General features: G+C 54.1%; 19 protein-coding genes, 1 other RNA gene and 1 other annotated feature. Of the genes, 10 read left to right on the plus strand and 10 right to left on the minus strand.

The features are described 5' to 3' along the window. Positions 1 to 38: 38 nt before the first annotated feature. Positions 39 to 135: signal recognition particle sRNA small type (ffs, locus tag AC6I8T_RS05035), an RNA gene on the plus strand. A 133-nt stretch (positions 136 to 268) separates the two neighbouring features. Here ffs and hha read toward each other — a convergent pair. The 3 genes from hha to AC6I8T_RS05050 all read right to left on the minus strand — a co-directional run bounded on the left by hha (position 269) and on the right by AC6I8T_RS05050 (position 1,389). Beyond that, positions 269 to 487 carry a hemolysin expression-modulating protein Hha gene (hha, locus tag AC6I8T_RS05040; RefSeq protein WP_013508151.1) on the minus strand — a complete coding sequence of 73 codons (219 nt, stop codon included), beginning with the start codon at positions 485 to 487 and terminating at the stop codon, positions 269 to 271. Positions 488 to 511: 24 nt separating this feature from the next. Next, positions 512 to 889 (minus strand): Hha toxicity modulator TomB, encoded by a 378-nt coding sequence (gene tomB / locus AC6I8T_RS05045; RefSeq protein ID WP_021185827.1) that lies wholly within the window; start codon positions 887 to 889, stop codon positions 512 to 514. A gap of 146 nt (positions 890 to 1,035) precedes the next feature. Next, complete coding sequence (locus AC6I8T_RS05050; protein ID WP_208725495.1) at positions 1,036 to 1,389, minus strand: hypothetical protein; 354 nt, start codon at positions 1,387 to 1,389, stop codon at positions 1,036 to 1,038. Positions 1,390 to 1,740: 351 nt separating this feature from the next. Here AC6I8T_RS05050 and AC6I8T_RS05055 point away from each other — a divergent pair, with 351 nt between their 5' ends. From AC6I8T_RS05055 to AC6I8T_RS05065, 3 genes are read left to right on the plus strand one after another with little or no spacing between them, the layout of a single operon-like run. Beyond that, positions 1,741 to 2,397, plus strand: coding sequence for a metal ABC transporter ATP-binding protein (locus AC6I8T_RS05055; protein ID WP_021185824.1), 657 nt, complete (start codon positions 1,741 to 1,743; stop codon positions 2,395 to 2,397). Next, positions 2,394 to 3,233: a metal ABC transporter permease gene (locus tag AC6I8T_RS05060; protein ID WP_497833550.1), complete on the plus strand. Its 840-nt coding sequence runs from the start codon at positions 2,394 to 2,396 to the stop codon at positions 3,231 to 3,233. The genes AC6I8T_RS05055 and AC6I8T_RS05060 overlap by 4 nt, the downstream gene beginning before the upstream one ends. A 22-nt stretch (positions 3,234 to 3,255) precedes the next feature. Continuing rightward, the gene (locus AC6I8T_RS05065; RefSeq protein WP_021185822.1) at positions 3,256 to 4,134 is read left to right on the plus strand and encodes a metal ABC transporter substrate-binding protein; all 879 of its coding nucleotides are present in this window, start codon (positions 3,256 to 3,258) and stop codon (positions 4,132 to 4,134) included. A 45-nt stretch (positions 4,135 to 4,179) separates the two neighbouring features. On the opposite strand, the gene ykgO is transcribed toward AC6I8T_RS05065, so the two are convergent. The 4 genes from ykgO to AC6I8T_RS05085 form a co-directional block, all read right to left on the minus strand. After that, positions 4,180 to 4,323, minus strand: coding sequence for a type B 50S ribosomal protein L36 (gene ykgO, locus AC6I8T_RS05070; protein ID WP_013508157.1), 144 nt, complete (start codon positions 4,321 to 4,323; stop codon positions 4,180 to 4,182). 11 nt (positions 4,324 to 4,334) lie between these two features. Beyond that, a complete protein-coding gene (locus AC6I8T_RS05075) occupies positions 4,335 to 4,595 on the minus strand; it encodes a type B 50S ribosomal protein L31 (RefSeq protein WP_208724966.1) in 261 nt (86 codons plus the stop codon). 194 nt (positions 4,596 to 4,789) lie between these two features. Next, positions 4,790 to 7,939, minus strand: coding sequence for an efflux RND transporter permease subunit (locus AC6I8T_RS05080; protein ID WP_208724967.1), 3,150 nt, complete (start codon positions 7,937 to 7,939; stop codon positions 4,790 to 4,792). A 17-nt stretch (positions 7,940 to 7,956) separates the two neighbouring features. Further along, positions 7,957 to 9,153 (minus strand): efflux RND transporter periplasmic adaptor subunit, encoded by a 1,197-nt coding sequence (locus tag AC6I8T_RS05085; protein ID WP_021182282.1) that lies wholly within the window; start codon positions 9,151 to 9,153, stop codon positions 7,957 to 7,959. 142 nt (positions 9,154 to 9,295) lie between these two features. On the opposite strand from AC6I8T_RS05085, the gene acrR reads away from it, so the two are divergent. Further along, positions 9,296 to 9,940 (plus strand): multidrug efflux transporter transcriptional repressor AcrR, encoded by a 645-nt coding sequence (acrR, locus tag AC6I8T_RS05090; protein ID WP_497833551.1) that lies wholly within the window; start codon positions 9,296 to 9,298, stop codon positions 9,938 to 9,940. A 24-nt stretch (positions 9,941 to 9,964) separates the two neighbouring features. On the opposite strand, the gene rsmS is transcribed toward acrR, so the two are convergent. The 3 genes from rsmS to priC are packed head-to-tail and all read right to left on the minus strand — an operon-like array spanning position 9,965 to position 10,938. Next, a complete protein-coding gene (gene rsmS / locus AC6I8T_RS05095) occupies positions 9,965 to 10,120 on the minus strand; it encodes a pleiotropic regulatory protein RsmS (RefSeq protein WP_021182284.1) in 156 nt (51 codons plus the stop codon). Positions 10,121 to 10,128: 8 nt separating this feature from the next. Further along, positions 10,129 to 10,374 (minus strand): GlsB/YeaQ/YmgE family stress response membrane protein, encoded by a 246-nt coding sequence (locus tag AC6I8T_RS05100; protein ID WP_021182285.1) that lies wholly within the window; start codon positions 10,372 to 10,374, stop codon positions 10,129 to 10,131. A 51-nt stretch (positions 10,375 to 10,425) separates the two neighbouring features. Next, a complete protein-coding gene (gene priC, locus AC6I8T_RS05105; RefSeq protein ID WP_208724969.1) occupies positions 10,426 to 10,938 on the minus strand; it encodes a primosomal replication protein PriC in 513 nt (170 codons plus the stop codon). A gap of 57 nt (positions 10,939 to 10,995) precedes the next feature. Between priC and AC6I8T_RS05110 the strand changes: the two genes are divergently transcribed. From AC6I8T_RS05110 to recR, 5 genes are all read left to right on the plus strand, one after another. Next, on the plus strand, positions 10,996 to 11,379 hold the full coding sequence (locus AC6I8T_RS05110; RefSeq protein WP_021182287.1) for a DUF454 family protein: 384 nt from the start codon (positions 10,996 to 10,998) through the stop codon (positions 11,377 to 11,379). A gap of 150 nt (positions 11,380 to 11,529) precedes the next feature. Beyond that, positions 11,530 to 12,081 carry an adenine phosphoribosyltransferase gene (gene apt, locus AC6I8T_RS05115; protein WP_013508166.1) on the plus strand — a complete coding sequence of 184 codons (552 nt, stop codon included), beginning with the start codon at positions 11,530 to 11,532 and terminating at the stop codon, positions 12,079 to 12,081. A gap of 193 nt (positions 12,082 to 12,274) precedes the next feature. Continuing rightward, positions 12,275 to 14,227 (plus strand): DNA polymerase III subunit gamma/tau, encoded by a 1,953-nt coding sequence (gene dnaX, locus AC6I8T_RS05120; protein ID WP_497833552.1) that lies wholly within the window; start codon positions 12,275 to 12,277, stop codon positions 14,225 to 14,227. Continuing rightward, positions 13,569 to 13,630: a sequence feature (DnaX frameshifting element), on the plus strand. It overlaps the preceding gene by 62 nt. A gap of 53 nt (positions 14,228 to 14,280) precedes the next feature. Then, positions 14,281 to 14,610, plus strand: coding sequence for a YbaB/EbfC family nucleoid-associated protein (locus AC6I8T_RS05125; protein WP_021182290.1), 330 nt, complete (start codon positions 14,281 to 14,283; stop codon positions 14,608 to 14,610). After that, a complete protein-coding gene (gene recR / locus AC6I8T_RS05130) occupies positions 14,610 to 15,215 on the plus strand; it encodes a recombination mediator RecR (protein ID WP_208724971.1) in 606 nt (201 codons plus the stop codon). Before AC6I8T_RS05125 ends, recR begins: the two co-directional genes overlap by 1 nt. Positions 15,216 to 15,303: the final 88 nt, after the last annotated feature.

Consider the following 15,303-nt stretch of genomic DNA (forward strand, 5'->3'; position numbering starts at 1 on the left):
CCAGCGCTCTCGTAATGAGGGCTAGTCAATGGGGGCCCTGTTGGTTCTCCCGCAATGCTAACTTGTGAACTCGGTCAGGTCCGGAAGGAAGCAGCCGCAGCAGGCGACGCGTGTGCCGGGATGTAGCTGGCAGGGCCTCCACCATTTCTGCCTCGAAAAAATTCCCTTAAATTCAATCAATAGCGTGCTGCTGGCACTCCTTTGCCAGTGAAAGGTCAATCCCTGAAAATCGGTTGCTGCAACAGGCTGGGCAAGAGAAGGGAAAAACTTAGCGGACGAACTTCCAGACAGACCCGGGCACTTTATCGTAGAGCTTATTCATCGTCAGCTCTGCAAGGCGGTGATCGGCAGCCGAGTAAAATACCGCTAACTCGTCATCGGACAATTCATACTTGTTTTTTTCAATCACCCGCTCAAGGGTATCGATTGAGCGACAGCGGCGCAGTCGCATCAAATAATCGGTTTTGGTTAAGGCTTGATTGCTCATAAATAAATCGTTCTCACTCTGATGCTAAAAGGAATGGCTGGGTTGCTGTAGAAAAGCGCACTCTTCGGCAAACAGGTTAAATAAGCGTCGTGCTGAACGTTGCCAACGTTGAAGATCCTGAGTATTGATTCCGTAACTGCTAAACAACATAAAGGTATCGTCAAGATATTCATCGATTTGCGTTATCAGTGCTTCATCTTCAACATGCTTAATTTTGTAATTCATCGTGAAAGACGCGATATGCTCAATCAAATCGTTGAGCTGTAAATTGCTTTCAGAAGTAGGATCATTAACCCAGCCATGATGACTGTCAGTTAATGTTGCCATACTTTCGTCAAACAGGTTCTCACACAGAAATTTAAGCTGGGCAATATCATGCCGTTTCGGTGAGTATTCGTCCATCTTTTTCCCCTCCATAGCTAGCACGGTTACCGCAGCGCGGCGAGATTTGGAAAAGTGGCCAGGAAGCGATCACGAATAAAATGAATTCAGCGACTCCTCAAATATAATCCAGATTCATTAGTTTTGCTCACCTCCATTACCAAATATTACAATTCATCGGCGGGTGAAGGGCGTGTATTGTCTATCACTTCGAACACCAGTGCGCCCGGCTGGATATGAAACAGAACATCTTCCTGACGTGTAAAGGTTTCATTTAAATCCTGACAGGGACTAAATAAATTCCACTGGAAATCGTAAAGCATTTTAAATCGATTATTAGCGATAATCTTGATGGAAATAATGCGAAAACTCTCGGGAACTAATCGCGCATTTTGTGAATACCATTGTAAATCACCCGCCAGCGCTGAGGCTATTTTGAGAATATTCCCTTGAATTAATGCCTGCAACTTTGTGCAGTTATCCTCACCGACCGCAATATCACAATGAATAATGGCCTGCATCGTTAACCCGGTATAAAGGCTGTTGTTTCTATCATTGGGGTTTCTGACAAACATTGCAAGCTCACCTTAAGCATAAATAGCTATTGTTGTGATGGATTGCATTACGGGAGGTCATGAGAAGGAGGCGAATTCAAAAGGTGAGGGAGGATGCAGGATAGCGCTGGTTAACTTTTGAAACACTTTCCCCCTGACTAACCGACAGAAGAGTCTGATAGTGTATTGTTATGTTATAACATCTTGGTTGTACCGTATGAATCATAGTGGATTACTGTTGTCGCTAGGCGGGCGCTTGCTGGTCGCGCTGCTGTTGGTTGCCCTGTTGGGATTGGCCATTGTGTGGGGCATGCAAAAATGATGCGTTTTCACCACTTGCAGGCTGGCTATCAAGGGCAAAGGGTTACACCAACGATCAACGGTGAGTTGGTAGCAGGTAGTATGACGGCGTTGATTGGCGCCAATGGCAGCGGAAAATCGACGCTGTTGAAAACCATCGCCGGTTTACTGACGCCGATTTCAGGGCGTTGTGAGCTGAAGGTTTCCCGTAAAGAACTGGGTTGGTTGCCACAGCGTACCGAGTTGGAAACGCGCTTCCCTGTCACGGCCTATGAGTTGGTCGCGATGGGGTGCTGGCCGCGTTGTGGTTGGTTTGGCGCGATTAACCGCGCGCTACGCAAAGAGATTGATGCGGCACTTGATGCGGTGCAGATGCGTGATTTCGCGGATGCACAGCCTGCCACCTTGTCAGGAGGTCAGTTACAGCGCGTGTTATTCGCCCGCCTGATGCTGCAACGCAGCAAGTTGTGGCTGCTGGATGAACCCTTTAATGGTATCGACAGCCAGACCGTGACCTTGTTGATGTCAATCCTGCAACAGCAGCAACAGGCAGGCACCACCTTGTTGGTGGTATTGCATGATCGTCCTTTGGTTGAACGTTATTTTCAGGATGTGTTGTCGCTGGATGCAGTTGAATCCGCCCGCGTCTCTCTGTTGCAGAAGGTGGCATCGTGACTTTACTGCAACCTTTCATCGAATTCGGTTTTATGCGCCGTGCTCTGGTGGCCTGTGCGGCGCTGGCGCTGAGTGCCACACCACTGGGTGTGTTTCTCTCATTACGACGCATGAGCCTGATTGGCGATGCACTTTCTCACGCGGTACTGCCCGGTGCGGCGATTGGCTATCTCATCTCTGGTTTGTCGCTGGTGGCAATGGGGATTGGTGGCTTGATTGCCGGTCTGGCCGTTGCGCTTCTCTCCGGTGCTGTCAGCCGATATACCCCGCTTAAAGAAGATGCCAGCTTTGCCGGTTTTTATCTGGGTTCGTTGGCACTGGGGGTCACTCTGGTGTCACTACGCGGTTCCAGCGTTGATCTGCTGCATGTGCTGTTTGGCTCGCTACTGGCGGTGGATAACGCAGCAATTGTGCTGGTCGGCGGTATTGCTGCCTTCACGTTACTGATGCTGGCGATCATTTATCGTCCGCTGGTGATAGACGCCTTCGATCCCGATTTTCTGCGCGCACAGGGCAAATGGAGTGCCCCTCTGGTGCACGGCATTTTTCTCACTCTGGTGGTCCTCAATCTGGTGGCCGGTTTTCAGGTGCTGGGCACCTTGATGTCGGTGGGATTGATGATGTTGCCCGCCGCCAGCGCCCGTTTCTGGAGTCGCCATCTCGCCTGCATGCTCGGCGTTGCCATGTTGCTGGCAGTGATCGCCGCGCTGATCGGGCTGATGTTGTCGTGGCATTACTCACTGCCTGCGGGGCCGGCGGTGGTACTGAGTGCCGCCGGACTTTTTTTGCTTTCTGTTTTGACAGGACCATGTGGCGGTTTACTGCGCCGCCGATAACGAAACCAATAAGGGGATGTGTATGAAGAAGTTACCGATTAGCCTGGCGTTGGGTGCCATGTTGATCAGCCCGCTGGCGCTGGCAAAAACGGTGGATGCGGTAGCGAGTTTTACCGTGCTGGCGGATATCGTGAAACAAGTTGGTGGCGATCACGTTAAAGTGAAATCGCTGGTGGGGCCAAATGGCGATCCTCACACTTTTGAACCAACTCCGCAGGATAGCCAGGCACTGGCGCAGGCGGATGTGGTGTTTGTCAGCGGTCTGGGGCTGGAAGGCTGGATGGATCGACTGGTGAGCGCATCAGGTTACAAAGGCACGCTGGTGGTGGCCTCAACCGGCATCAATACCCGTGAAATGGTGGATGATGGTAAAACCATTACCGATCCACACGCGTGGAACAGCATGGCGAATGGCGTGATTTATGCCACCAACGTCATGAACGCGTTAATCAAGGCCGATCCGGAAGATGCTGCCGCCATTCGTAAACAGGGCGAAAACTATATCCAGCAATTACAGAAACTCGACAGCTGGGCAAAAACATCCTTTGCCGCTGTACCGCAGAATAAACGTAAAGTGCTGACCAGTCATGATGCGTTTGGTTATTTTGGCCAGCGCTATGGCGTGGAATTCCTCGCCCCGGTCGGTTTCTCAACGGAAGCGGAAGCCAGTGCCAGCGATGTCGCCTCGATCATCAAACAGCTCAAGGCTGAGCACATCAATACTTACTTTATGGAGAATCAGACCGATCCGCGTCTGGTGAAGCAGATTGCCAGCGCAACCGGCGCCAAACCGGGTGGTGAACTCTATCCGGAAGCGCTGTCGGAAGCCAATGGTCCGGCCGCCAGCTATGAAGCAGCATTCAAGCACAACGTGAATGCCATGCTGAAAAGTATGCAGTAATAAAAAAGGCCGGGTATTAACCCGGCCAATTATCACGACACCATCCTAACGTTTTTTCTTCTTTCTTCCCTGTACCGCTTTAAAGCGCGGATTGGTTTTGCAGATCACATAGATACGACCTTTACGACGCACGACTTTGCAATCTTTGTGACGGGTCTTCGCTGAACGCAATGAACTCAATACCTGCATGTGGTGCTCCGTTATGCCTTACCGCGACCGAGGAAACGACCATAACGCTGGTTGAAGCGTGCCGCGCTGCCTTCTTTGGCAAAATCTTTCTGCTTGCCGGTGTAGTACACATGCGATTTTGAAGAGACATCGAGTGTGACATAGGGCAGCACTTCGCCTTCAAATTCGATAGTACGTTCAGTTTTGATGGTGGAGCCGACTTTGAAATATTCATTCGCCGTAGTGTCGTGGAACACCACCGGGCGGTAGTGGGGATGGATATCAGGTTTCATAATTCTGCGCCTTATGTAATGTTATAATATAACAATAGTATGAACCTGAGCGTCCCACAATGCAACTCGTCGCGTCACGATTTATCGCGCCACCCACGATGCCGCACCTGCCCCGTAGCGGCGCGATTTATCGCGCGGTTGTGCTGAGAGCAAAAAAAAGGCCGCATCAGCGGCCTTTTAAGGAAGGGAAAATCTTAGTGGCTATGGTTAACCGGATGGCCTTGTTCCAGTTCAGCTTTATTCTTGCTGAAACGGCGACGTACCACCACGAAGAACACCGGCACGAAGAAGATTGCCAGCGCGGTTGCGGTGACCATGCCGCCCATCACGCCTGTACCTACCGCGTTCTGTGCGCCAGAACCGGCACCGGTACTGATCGCCAGCGGCAGCACGCCGAGGATAAAGGCCAGCGAGGTCATCAGAATCGGGCGCAGACGCATACGGGATGCCTCAAGCGTTGATTCCACCAGGCCTTTGCCTTCTTTCTCCATCAAGTCCTTGGCGAACTCCACGATCAGGATGGCGTTCTTCGCCGACAGGCCGATGGTAGTCAGCAGACCCACCACGAAGTAGACGTCGTTGCTCAGACCACGCAGGGTAGTGAACAGCAACGCACCCACCACGCCGAGCGGAACCACCAACATTACCGAGAACGGAATCGACCAGCTTTCATACAGCGCAGCCAGACACAGGAACACCACAATCAACGAGATGGCGTACAGTGCCGGAGCCTGGTTACCGGACAGACGTTCCTGGTAGGACATGCCCGTCCAGTCATAGCCGATACCGGCTGGCAGTTTCGCCGCCAGTTCTTCCATCAGGTTCATGGCATCACCGGAGCTTTTACCCGGTGCAGCCTGGCCGAGAATTTCCATCGACGGCAGGCCGTTATAACGTTCCAGACGTGGTGAACCATACTGCCACTTCGCACTTGAGAAGGCAGAGAATGGCACCATCTCACCGGCGCTGTTACGCACATACCATTTGCTGACGTCATCCGGCAGCATACGTGAATCTGGCTGCCCCATAACGTACACCTTCTTCACGCGACCGCGGTCGATGAAATCGTTAACGTAGGAACCACCCCATGCCGCACCCAGCGTGGTGTTGATGTCAGACAGCGAGACACCCAGCGCCGACGCTTTTTCCTGATCGATAATCAGTTTGTACTGCGGAGTATCTTCCAGGCCGTTAGGACGCACGCCCACCAGCGTATCCGGGTGCTGAGCGATCATACCGAACAGCTGATTACGTGCTTCGGTCAGCTTCTCATGTCCCAGGTTACCCTGATCAATGAGCTGGAAGTCGAAACCGGTGGCGTTACCCAGTTCGATAATCGCCGGCAGGTTGAACGGAATGACCATCGCATCTTTGATGGAACCCAGCGCACGCATCGCACGAGCGGCAAGGGCAGGCACTTTCATGTCGGCACTGCCACGCTCGTCCCACGGCTTGAGGCTGACGAAGGCGATACCGGTGTTCTGTCCACGACCGGCAAAGCCGAAGCCGTTAACGGTAAACACCGAGTTCACGCTGTCTTTCTCTTTAGTCAGGAAGTAATCCGTCACCTGGTCGAGCACTTTCTGCGTACGTTCCTGAGTCGCACCGGCGGGCAATTGCGCCTGAGCCAGCAGCAGACCCTGATCCTCTTCCGGCAGGAACGAGGTAGGAAGACGCAGGAACAGATACGCCATGCCGACAACGATGATCAGATAAAGTACCAGGTAACGACCGGTGCTGCGTACGATATGACCAACGCTATCAACGTAGTGATGGGTGCTCTTATCGAACAGGCGGTTAAACCAGCCGAAGAAACCGGTGGTTTTGCCGTGGCTGCCTTTCTCTACGGGTTTCAGCATGGTTGCGCACAGCGCAGGCGTCAGAATCAACGCCACCAGCACCGACAGGGCCATCGCTGACACGATGGTGATGGAGAACTGACGATAAATAACCCCGGTAGAGCCACCAAAGAAGGCCATCGGAATAAATACCGCGGAGAGCACCAGCGCAATACCCACCAGCGCACCCTGAATCTGCTCCATCGATCGTTTCGTGGCTTCCTTGGGCGGCAGCCCCTCCTCGGCCATCACACGCTCAACGTTTTCTACCACCACGATGGCGTCATCCACCAACAGGCCGATGGCGAGCACCATCCCGAACATGGTGAGCGTGTTTATCGAGTAGCCGCAGGCGGCGATAATCGCAAAGGTTCCGAGCAATACGACCGGTACTGCAATGGTCGGGATCAGCGTGGCGCGGAAGTTCTGTAGGAACAGATACATCACCAGGAACACCAGCACGATCGCTTCCATCAGGGTTTTCACCACTTCGAAGATGGAGATTTTAACGAACGGCGTGGTGTCATACGGATAAACCACTTTCAGGCCGGTCGGGAAGAACGGTTGTAGCTTCGCCAGTTCGGCTTTTACCGCATCAGCGGTATCCAGGGCGTTAGCGCCGGTCGCCAGCTTGATACCGATACCGGAAGCGGGTTTACCGTTGTAACGGGCGATGATGTCGTAGTTTTCCCCGCCCAGCTCAATCTTCGCCACGTCACGCAGACGCACCTGCGAACCATCGGTGTTGACCTTCAGCAGAATGTTGCCGAACTCGTCGGTCGATGTCAGACGGGTCTGAGCAATGATCGAGGCGTTCAACTGCTGTCCGGGCACCGGAGGTGTACCACCTAACTGACCGGCGGCCACCTGGGTGTTCTGGGTTGTCAGTGCGCTGATCACATCAACCGGTGTCAGCTGGAAGTTGTTGAGTTTGTGCGGATCAAGCCAGATACGCATCGCATACTGCGCACCAAATACCTGGGTATCACCCACCCCAGGAGTACGGCTGATCGGATCTTTGATGTTCGACGCAACGTAGTCCGAGATATCGTTCTGCGTCATGTTCGGATCATCACTGACAAAACCGGCCACCATCAGGAAGCTGCTGGAGGATTTTTTAACCTGAATCCCCTGCGACTGAACTTCCTGGGGCAGCAACGGCATCGCCAGTTGCAGTTTGTTCTGCACCTGAACCTGGGCGATATCCGCATCCGTACCGGACTGGAAAGTCAGGGTCAGGGTCAGCGTACCGGACGAGTCACTGCTCGAGGACATATACATCAGTCCATCGATACCATTCATATTTTGTTCGATGACCTGGGTCACCGAGTCTTGCAGCGTTTTCGCATCAGCACCCGGGTAGGAGGCCTGGATCTCAACTGCCGGCGGCGCAACATTAGGATATTGCTCGATAGGCAGACTGATGATCGATAGCGCACCCGCCAACATAATGATGATGGCGATTACCCACGCAAAAATGGGGCGATCGATAAAAAACTTAGCCATGTATTAACGGCTCCTGTTTATGAAGACGATTTTTCAGACTGTGCCTGAGAGGCGGCAGCGGCTTTCGTGTCGTCTGATACTTCTTGTGGTGTTACCTGCGCACCGGGTTTGGCACGTTGCAGACCGACGGTGATCACGCGATCGCCTGCTTTCAATCCTTCGGTCACCAACCATTTATCACCAATCGCCTGGTTGGCTGTCAGGTTGCGCAATTCAACTTTGTTATCGGCTCCGACCACCATGGCTGTGGCCTGACCGGTTGGAGTACGGGTTACTGCCTGCTGAGGCACCAGCAACGCACTCGGATTGGTACCTTCATCCAGACGCGCACGGACAAACATGCCAGGCAACAGGCGGCCATCCGGGTTCGGGAAGATCGCTCGCAGGGTAATCGAGCCGGTGGTTTCGTCGACGGTCACGTCGGAGAACTCCAGCGTACCGGCCTGTGAGTAGGTGCTGCCGTTTTGCATCAACAGAACAACATTGGCTTTGCCGTCGGTCTGTTTCAGCTGACCGGCTTCCAGCTCGGCGCGCAAACGCAGGAAATCATCGCTGGATTGGGTCACGTCAACATACATCGGATCGAGCTGCTGCACGGTAGCCAGCGCGGTAGTCTGCGCACTCGAAACCAGCGCACCTTCCGTCACGGAAGATTTACCAATACGTCCGCTAATCGGGGAGGTCACCTTGGTGTATGCCAGATTAATGCGGGCACTTTCCACGTTCGCCTGTGCGGCCTGTACGGCTGCGGCATTCTGCGCGGCGGTAGCGACGGCGGTGTCATAATCCTGCTGGCTGATGTACTTGGTACCCAGCAGCGGCTTATAGCGTTTAACCGTCAAATCTGCGATGCGCGCATTGGCTTGCGCTTCCGCCAGGGCACCTTTTGCATTGTCATAAGCCGCCTGATAGGTAGCGGGATCGATCTGATACAGGGAAACCCCTGCTTTCACGTCACTGCCTTCAACAAAGTTACGCTTCAGAATGATACCTGAGACCTGAGGGCGAACTTCCGCAACACGGAAAGCCGAAGTACGGCCAGGGAGTTCAGTGGTGATTTTCAGTGGCTCGTTTTTTAACGTCACAACACCCACTTCAGGGGGCTGCTGCTGGGCGGCTTGCTGGGATTTATTATCATCACATCCTGTCAATACAAAGCTGCCTGAAAGCATCAGGACGGCCGCCAGAGGGGCTAATCCTCTGTTTTTATTCATAAATAAACCTCGAGTGTCCGATATCAAATGATCAATGGATCACAAACCGTTAAACCCATTGCTGCGTTAAAACACGGGTCGTGCTATGGTACATACATTCACAAATGTATGTAAACTTGCCAGTTTGTAAAAAAAGTCCGCTATGGCACGAAAAACCAAAGCACAAGCACTTGAAACGCGTAATCAAATTCTTGATGCCGCGTTAGCTCACTTCTCAGAACACGGTGTTGCCGCCACATCACTGGCGGATATCGCTGCGGCTGCCGGCGTCACGCGGGGAGCCATCTACTGGCATTTCAAGAATAAAGCCGATCTGTTACATGAAATCTGGTTGCAATGTGACGCTGGGCTTGACGATGTGGAACTTGAGTATCAAACAAAATACCCCGACGATCCACTCTCTGTTATGCGTTCGATGTTGATCTATATCCTTGACGCTACTGCAAAGGATCCCAAAAGACGCGCACTAATGGAGATCATTTTCCATAAATGCGAATTTGTGGGTGAAATGGCAACCTTGCAGAATATGCAGCAAAGCTTACTGCTGGAATGTTACGACAGAATAGAAGAGGTGCTGCGTGCATGCATTGATGCGGGTCAGTTGCCTGGCAGCCTCAACACCCGTCAGGCAGCGTTGATTATGCGCGCCTACGTTAATGGCATGATGGAAAGTTGGCTGTTTACCCCGGAAAGTTTTGATCTGGCGGCAGAAGCGCCGGGCCTGGTTGAAGCCCTGTTGGATATGTTGCGCTTCAGCCCAACATTATCCAACGGTGTTCATTCGTAACGGCGAGCTTCATAAATCGCGCCGTTACGGGGATTTTTCTGCGGCTTGTTTCTGTTCATAATCGCGTCGGACAATTGCCAACGCGGCCAGCACCGTGGTGGTGGGAACCTGGTTCTCCTCAAGCAGTTGAATCAAATCCACTGCCAGTTTGATTTCGTCTGGTGCCGTTTCCAGTGACATTGTCTCTCCTAAATACGTAATTTCATCACCACCAGCAGCATCACCACGGCGCCAGCCAGTGCCATGCCCAGGGTCGCCACGCTAAGGGTTACCATGTCGCCCGCGTTAAAATAACTGGCGATATAACCGCCGATCAGCGCACCTATCACCGCCAGTATCAGCGTAACGATAAAGCCACCAGGTCGTCCGGGAAATAGCACCCGTTTTAGCCAGCCGGCGGCAAGACCGGTCAAAATCCAGGCGATAAAAGCCATATGCAACTCCTCATCTCAGGAGAAATGAGTATAGAGGAAAGATCACGGCGCTTACCGTGCGGTAAATTGCAGCTCCAGCTTGTGGATGGCCTGGCGACAGCGTCCCAGACGCGCCTGAAGCTGCTCCAGCTCACGAATCAATTGCTGCTGGACGCTCAAGGTCTCGGCATGTTGCAGATGCTGCTCACGTTCGGCGATCATCGCCAGCAACCGCGTCTCATAACCTCGATACTCTTCACGTTTCTGTTGTTTGACATCAGTACGTGGCCGTTCACGCGCCACGCGCAGTTGCTGGCTCTGGCACTCACGTTGTAAAGCAGCAATCTGATCCACGACTTTATCGGCCAGCCACTGCCGACGCGTGGCGTCCTGATCAGCGGCGGTGAGCTGGGCGATATTGTGTTCCAGCTCTTGCAGATAGTCGGCGAGGCGTGTTCCTTTGCAGTGGAACAACTGCGCATCAAAACGCGGCTGCCGGCAGCTCCCATCTGGTTGCTGAGCGATTTGCTGGCGCAGCAGTACCAGCGTGGATTGAAGACGTTGTTGTGGGCGTGGCAAGGGCATCACTCTTTTCCCGACTGTGTTAACGTAGCGCGGTATCGATTTTATCAGGCATCCGTTATGCAACGCATTTTATTACTGAGCCTTGGCTGGCTGGCAATTGTGCTGGGCACGCTGGGGATTGTATTACCTTTATTACCTACCACGCCATTTGTGTTGCTGGCGGCCTGGTGTTTTGCCCGTTCCTCACCGCGTTTCCATCACTGGTTGTTATGGCGTTCACCTTTTGGTCGTTATCTGCGCCACTGGCAGCGCCATCGTGCGATGCCACCTGGGGCAAAAGGTCGTGCCATGCTGCTGATTATCCTTACCTTTGCTGTGTCCATCTGGTTGGTTCATCTGTGGTGGGTGCGCATTATGCTTGGCGTGATGTTGTGCATCTTGCTGCTGTTTATGTGGCGGATTCCGGTGGTGGCAGAAAGTACAGACGAACGTGAAACGTAGCGACAGGGTTGCATTTAGGCGACCATTTGCTTAGATTTGGGCCTCTTCGTGCGTGGCTTCCCTTTGTGAACTGACTTCGCTTAACCCGGTCCTCCGGGTAATGGCGCTATGGGAGCTGCGCGAAATAGAGATTTCACCAGGCGTAACACTATGACCGCAACTGCTCAGCAGCTTGAACTCATTAAAAACAGCATCAAAAGCATTCCTGACTACCCCAAACCGGGCATTCTGTTCCGTGACGTCACCAGTCTGATGGAAGACCCGCAAGCCTATGCGGCGTCGATTGCCATCCTCGTTGAGCGTTATCGTGACAAAGGCATCACCAAAGTGGTGGGGACGGAAGCGCGTGGTTTCCTGTTTGGCGCGCCGGTCGCGCTGGGTTTAGGCGTGGGTTTTGTGCCGGTGCGTAAGCCGGGCAAACTGCCGCGAGCCACCTTTAGCGAAAGCTATGAACTGGAGTACGGTACCGACACACTGGAATTGCATCAGGATGCTATCCAGCCGGGTGACGTGGTGCTGGTGGTAGATGATCTGCTGGCGACCGGTGGCACCATCGAAGCTACCGTGAAACTGATTCGTCGTGCAGGCGGTGAGGTGAAAGATGCTGCTTTCATTATTAACCTGTTTGATCTGAGTGGCGAAGCGCGTCTGAAAGCGATGGGCCTCGATTGCTTCAGCCTGGTTAATTTCCCCGGCCACTAAGGCCAGCGCGCTCCGTTATCCGACGGGGCGCATCTCCGCAAAGTTATAGGCATCTTGGGTGTTGGCTGTTAAACTACTGCCAAAATAAACAGGGTTTGCAAAGCAGCGTTTTTCCCCTTTTGACTGACAGTGGGCCTCGGCTCCTTAGTCGTGCCGCTGTGCCAACTCAACCAAATCCAGTGATCGAATCCACATGAGCTATCAGGTACTTGCGCGAAAATGGCGTCCCCAGGCTTTCGCTGACGTAGTCGGTCAGGAACATGTGCTGACTGCGCTGGCCAACGGGTTGTCACTGGGACGAATCCATCATGCCTATCTCTTTTCCGGCACCCGTGGTGTAGGTAAAACCTCGATTGCGCGTCTGCTGGCAAAGGGCCTCAACTGCGAAACCGGCATCACCTCGACGCCTTGTGGCGTGTGCGATAACTGCCGTGAAATCGAGCAGGGACGTTTTGTCGATCTGATTGAGATCGATGCGGCGTCGCGCACCAAAGTTGAAGACACCCGTGATTTACTCGATAACGTGCAATACGCGCCAGCGCGTGGCCGCTTCAAAGTCTATCTGATTGATGAAGTACACATGCTGTCACGTCACAGCTTTAACGCGTTGCTGAAAACGCTGGAAGAGCCGCCATCACACGTTAAATTTCTGCTGGCGACCACCGATCCGCAAAAGCTGCCGGTCACCATTTTATCCCGTTGCTTACAGTTCCATCTCAAAGCGTTGGATGTCGAACAGATTCGCCAGCAACTGGAGCATATTTTACAGCAGGAGCAGATCGCCGCCGAACCGCGCGCGTTGCAACTGCTGGCGCGCGCTGCCGAAGGCAGTATGCGTGATGCACTCAGCCTGACCGATCAGGCGATTGCGATGGGGCAGGGTAGCGTGACGCGTGATAGCGTGGCACAGATGCTCGGCACGCTGGACGATGAGCAGCCGTTAGCGTTGATTGAAGCGTTAAGCGAAGGCAACGGTGAACAGGTGATGGCGCTGCTGAACCAGGCGGCGTCACGCGGCGTCGAGTGGGAAGCCTTGCTGGTGGAAATGCTGCGCCTGCTGCACCGTATCGCCATGGTACAACTGTTGCCAGGCTCGCTCAGCGAGGATGAAGTCAACCAGGCGCAACGTCTGCGCGAACTGGCGCGGGTATTGCCGCCAGCCGACGTGCAACTTTATTACCAGACGTTGCTGATGGGGCGTAAAGATCTGCTGCTGGCACCGGATCGCCGTCTGGGTGTGGAAATGACGTTATTACGTGCGCTGGCGTTTCACCCGCAGGCGTTGATTGCCGAACCGGTTGCACGCCCGGTGCTGACGCCGCAGGCGGCTCCGGTTGCTGCACCGTTAGTGGCGGCGCAACCACAAATGGCACCGCCGCAGACTGAAGCGCCGCCGATTCCTGCCGATTATCCTGATATGGCCCCTGCGCCGGAAAATCTGTCGGATGCCACCAGCCAGTTGTTACAGGCCCGTACGCAGTTATTGCGTCAGGGAGCCAGCAAAGCAAAAAAGAGTGAGCCGGCAGCGCGTTCCGCGCGGCCGGCTAATGCGGCACTGGAACGCCTGGCGAATGTCACGGAACGGGTGCAGCAACGAGCAAGTGAACCGGCGGTAAAAGCGGCGGCAAAACCGGAAGCCTATCGCTGGAAAGCGCAAACGCCGACCGAGGTTATCGCTGAGCCGGTCGCGACGCCAAAAGCCTTGCGTTCAGCGCTGGAGCATGAGAAAACCCCTGAGCTGGCGCAACGTCTGGCGGAAGAAGCGCAGCAGCGCGATGCCTGGGCGGCGGAAATCGCCGCTCTGACGTTGCCAAAGCTGGTGCAGCAACTGGCGCTGAACGCCTGGAAAGAGCAGGGCGATAATCAGGTGTGTCTGCATCTGCGCAGCAGCCAGCGTCATCTGAATTCAGGTGGTGCGCGCCAGGCATTGGCCGAGGCACTCAGCCATGCGGCAGGTGAGACGGTTGAACTGACCATTATTGAAGACGATAATTCCGCGGTATTGACGCCACTGGAATGGCGTCAGGCCATTTATGAAGAGAAACTGTCGCAGGCGCGTCAGTCGATCATTAGCGATACCCACATTCAGACCTTGCGTCGTTTCTTTGACGCGGATTTGGATGAAGAGAGTATTCGACCCGTATGAACATGCTGCCGTGCGATGAGCGCGCGACGCAGCCCCAGCAGAGAGAGAAGACTATGTTTGGAAAAGGCGGATTGGGCAACCTGATGAAACAGGCCCAGCAGATGCAGGACAAAATGGCCAAAGTTCAGGAAGAGATCGCCGCGCTGGAAGTCACTGGCGAATCAGGTGCTGGCCTGGTCAAAGTGACCATCAACGGCGCGCATAACTGCCGTCGCGTGGAAGTGGATCCGAGCCTGCTGGAAGATGACAAAGATATGCTGGAAGATCTGATCGCTGCCGCGTTCAATGACGCCGCACGCCGTATCGATGAAACGCAGAAAGAGAAAATGGCTTCTGTGTCTGCCGGTATGCAGCTGCCGCCAGGCTTCAAGATGCCGTTCTGATGCAAACCAGTCCACTGCTTGAATCCTTGATGGAGTCGCTGCGTTGTCTGCCGGGGGTTGGCCCGAAGTCAGCGCAGCGTATGGCCTTTCATCTGTTGCAGCGCGATCGCAGCGGTGGCATGCGCCTGGCGCAGGCGTTAACGCGCGCGATGTCGGAAATCGGCCACTGTGCCGATTGCCGCACGTTCACCGAGCAGGAGATCTGCACCATCTGCGCCAATCCGCGTCGTCAACAAAACGGCCAGATTTGCGTGGTGGAAAGTCCGGCGGATATCCACGCCATTGAGCAGACCGGCCAGTTCGCAGGTCGCTACTTTGTGCTGATGGGCCACCTGTCGCCGCTGGATGGTATCGGCCCGCAGGATATCGGGCTGGATCGTCTGGAGCAGCGCCTGGAGCAGGAAACGTTGCAGGAAGTGATCCTCGCGACCAATCCTACGGTGGAAGGAGAAGCCACGGCCAACTATATCGCCGAGCTGTGCAGCCAGTACGGCGTGGATGCCAGCCGCATTGCACACGGCGTGCCGGTGGGCGGTGAGCTGGAGATGGTCGATGGCACCACGCTGTCGCACTCGCTGGCTGGACGTCACAAGATTAAATTTTAATCACTTGCCGGTATCAATCTTGATACCGGCTTGAAATTCTCCGCACCATCCCCATCTCTTCCTCAACGTTCGATCAACCCGATTCAGT

This window comes from Pantoea sp. X-Soil-OKNW-556, assembly GCF_059730695.1.

What these genes read in the sequence shown, in the direction of transcription:
- hha (WP_013508151.1), bottom strand. Translation starts at nt 487, where the DNA reads ATGAGCAATCAAGCCTTAACCAAAACCGATTATTTGATGCGACTGCGC.
- tomB (WP_021185827.1), bottom strand. Translation starts at nt 889, where the DNA reads ATGGACGAATACTCACCGAAACGGCATGATATTGCCCAGCTTAAATTT.
- AC6I8T_RS05050 (WP_208725495.1), bottom strand. Translation starts at nt 1,389, where the DNA reads ATGCAGGCCATTATTCATTGTGATATTGCGGTCGGTGAGGATAACTGC.
- AC6I8T_RS05055 (WP_021185824.1), top strand. Translation starts at nt 1,741, where the DNA reads ATGATGCGTTTTCACCACTTGCAGGCTGGCTATCAAGGGCAAAGGGTT.
- AC6I8T_RS05065 (WP_021185822.1), top strand. Translation starts at nt 3,256, where the DNA reads ATGAAGAAGTTACCGATTAGCCTGGCGTTGGGTGCCATGTTGATCAGC.
- ykgO (WP_013508157.1), bottom strand. Translation starts at nt 4,323, where the DNA reads ATGCAGGTATTGAGTTCATTGCGTTCAGCGAAGACCCGTCACAAAGAT.
- AC6I8T_RS05075 (WP_208724966.1), bottom strand. Translation starts at nt 4,595, where the DNA reads ATGAAACCTGATATCCATCCCCACTACCGCCCGGTGGTGTTCCACGAC.
- AC6I8T_RS05080 (WP_208724967.1), bottom strand. Translation starts at nt 7,939, where the DNA reads ATGGCTAAGTTTTTTATCGATCGCCCCATTTTTGCGTGGGTAATCGCC.
- AC6I8T_RS05085 (WP_021182282.1), bottom strand. Translation starts at nt 9,153, where the DNA reads ATGAATAAAAACAGAGGATTAGCCCCTCTGGCGGCCGTCCTGATGCTT.
- acrR (WP_497833551.1), top strand. Translation starts at nt 9,296, where the DNA reads ATGGCACGAAAAACCAAAGCACAAGCACTTGAAACGCGTAATCAAATT.
- rsmS (WP_021182284.1), bottom strand. Translation starts at nt 10,120, where the DNA reads ATGTCACTGGAAACGGCACCAGACGAAATCAAACTGGCAGTGGATTTG.
- AC6I8T_RS05100 (WP_021182285.1), bottom strand. Translation starts at nt 10,374, where the DNA reads ATGGCTTTTATCGCCTGGATTTTGACCGGTCTTGCCGCCGGCTGGCTA.
- priC (WP_208724969.1), bottom strand. Translation starts at nt 10,938, where the DNA reads ATGCCCTTGCCACGCCCACAACAACGTCTTCAATCCACGCTGGTACTG.
- AC6I8T_RS05110 (WP_021182287.1), top strand. Translation starts at nt 10,996, where the DNA reads ATGCAACGCATTTTATTACTGAGCCTTGGCTGGCTGGCAATTGTGCTG.
- apt (WP_013508166.1), top strand. Translation starts at nt 11,530, where the DNA reads ATGACCGCAACTGCTCAGCAGCTTGAACTCATTAAAAACAGCATCAAA.
- dnaX (WP_497833552.1), top strand. Translation starts at nt 12,275, where the DNA reads ATGAGCTATCAGGTACTTGCGCGAAAATGGCGTCCCCAGGCTTTCGCT.
- AC6I8T_RS05125 (WP_021182290.1), top strand. Translation starts at nt 14,281, where the DNA reads ATGTTTGGAAAAGGCGGATTGGGCAACCTGATGAAACAGGCCCAGCAG.
- recR (WP_208724971.1), top strand. Translation starts at nt 14,610, where the DNA reads ATGCAAACCAGTCCACTGCTTGAATCCTTGATGGAGTCGCTGCGTTGT.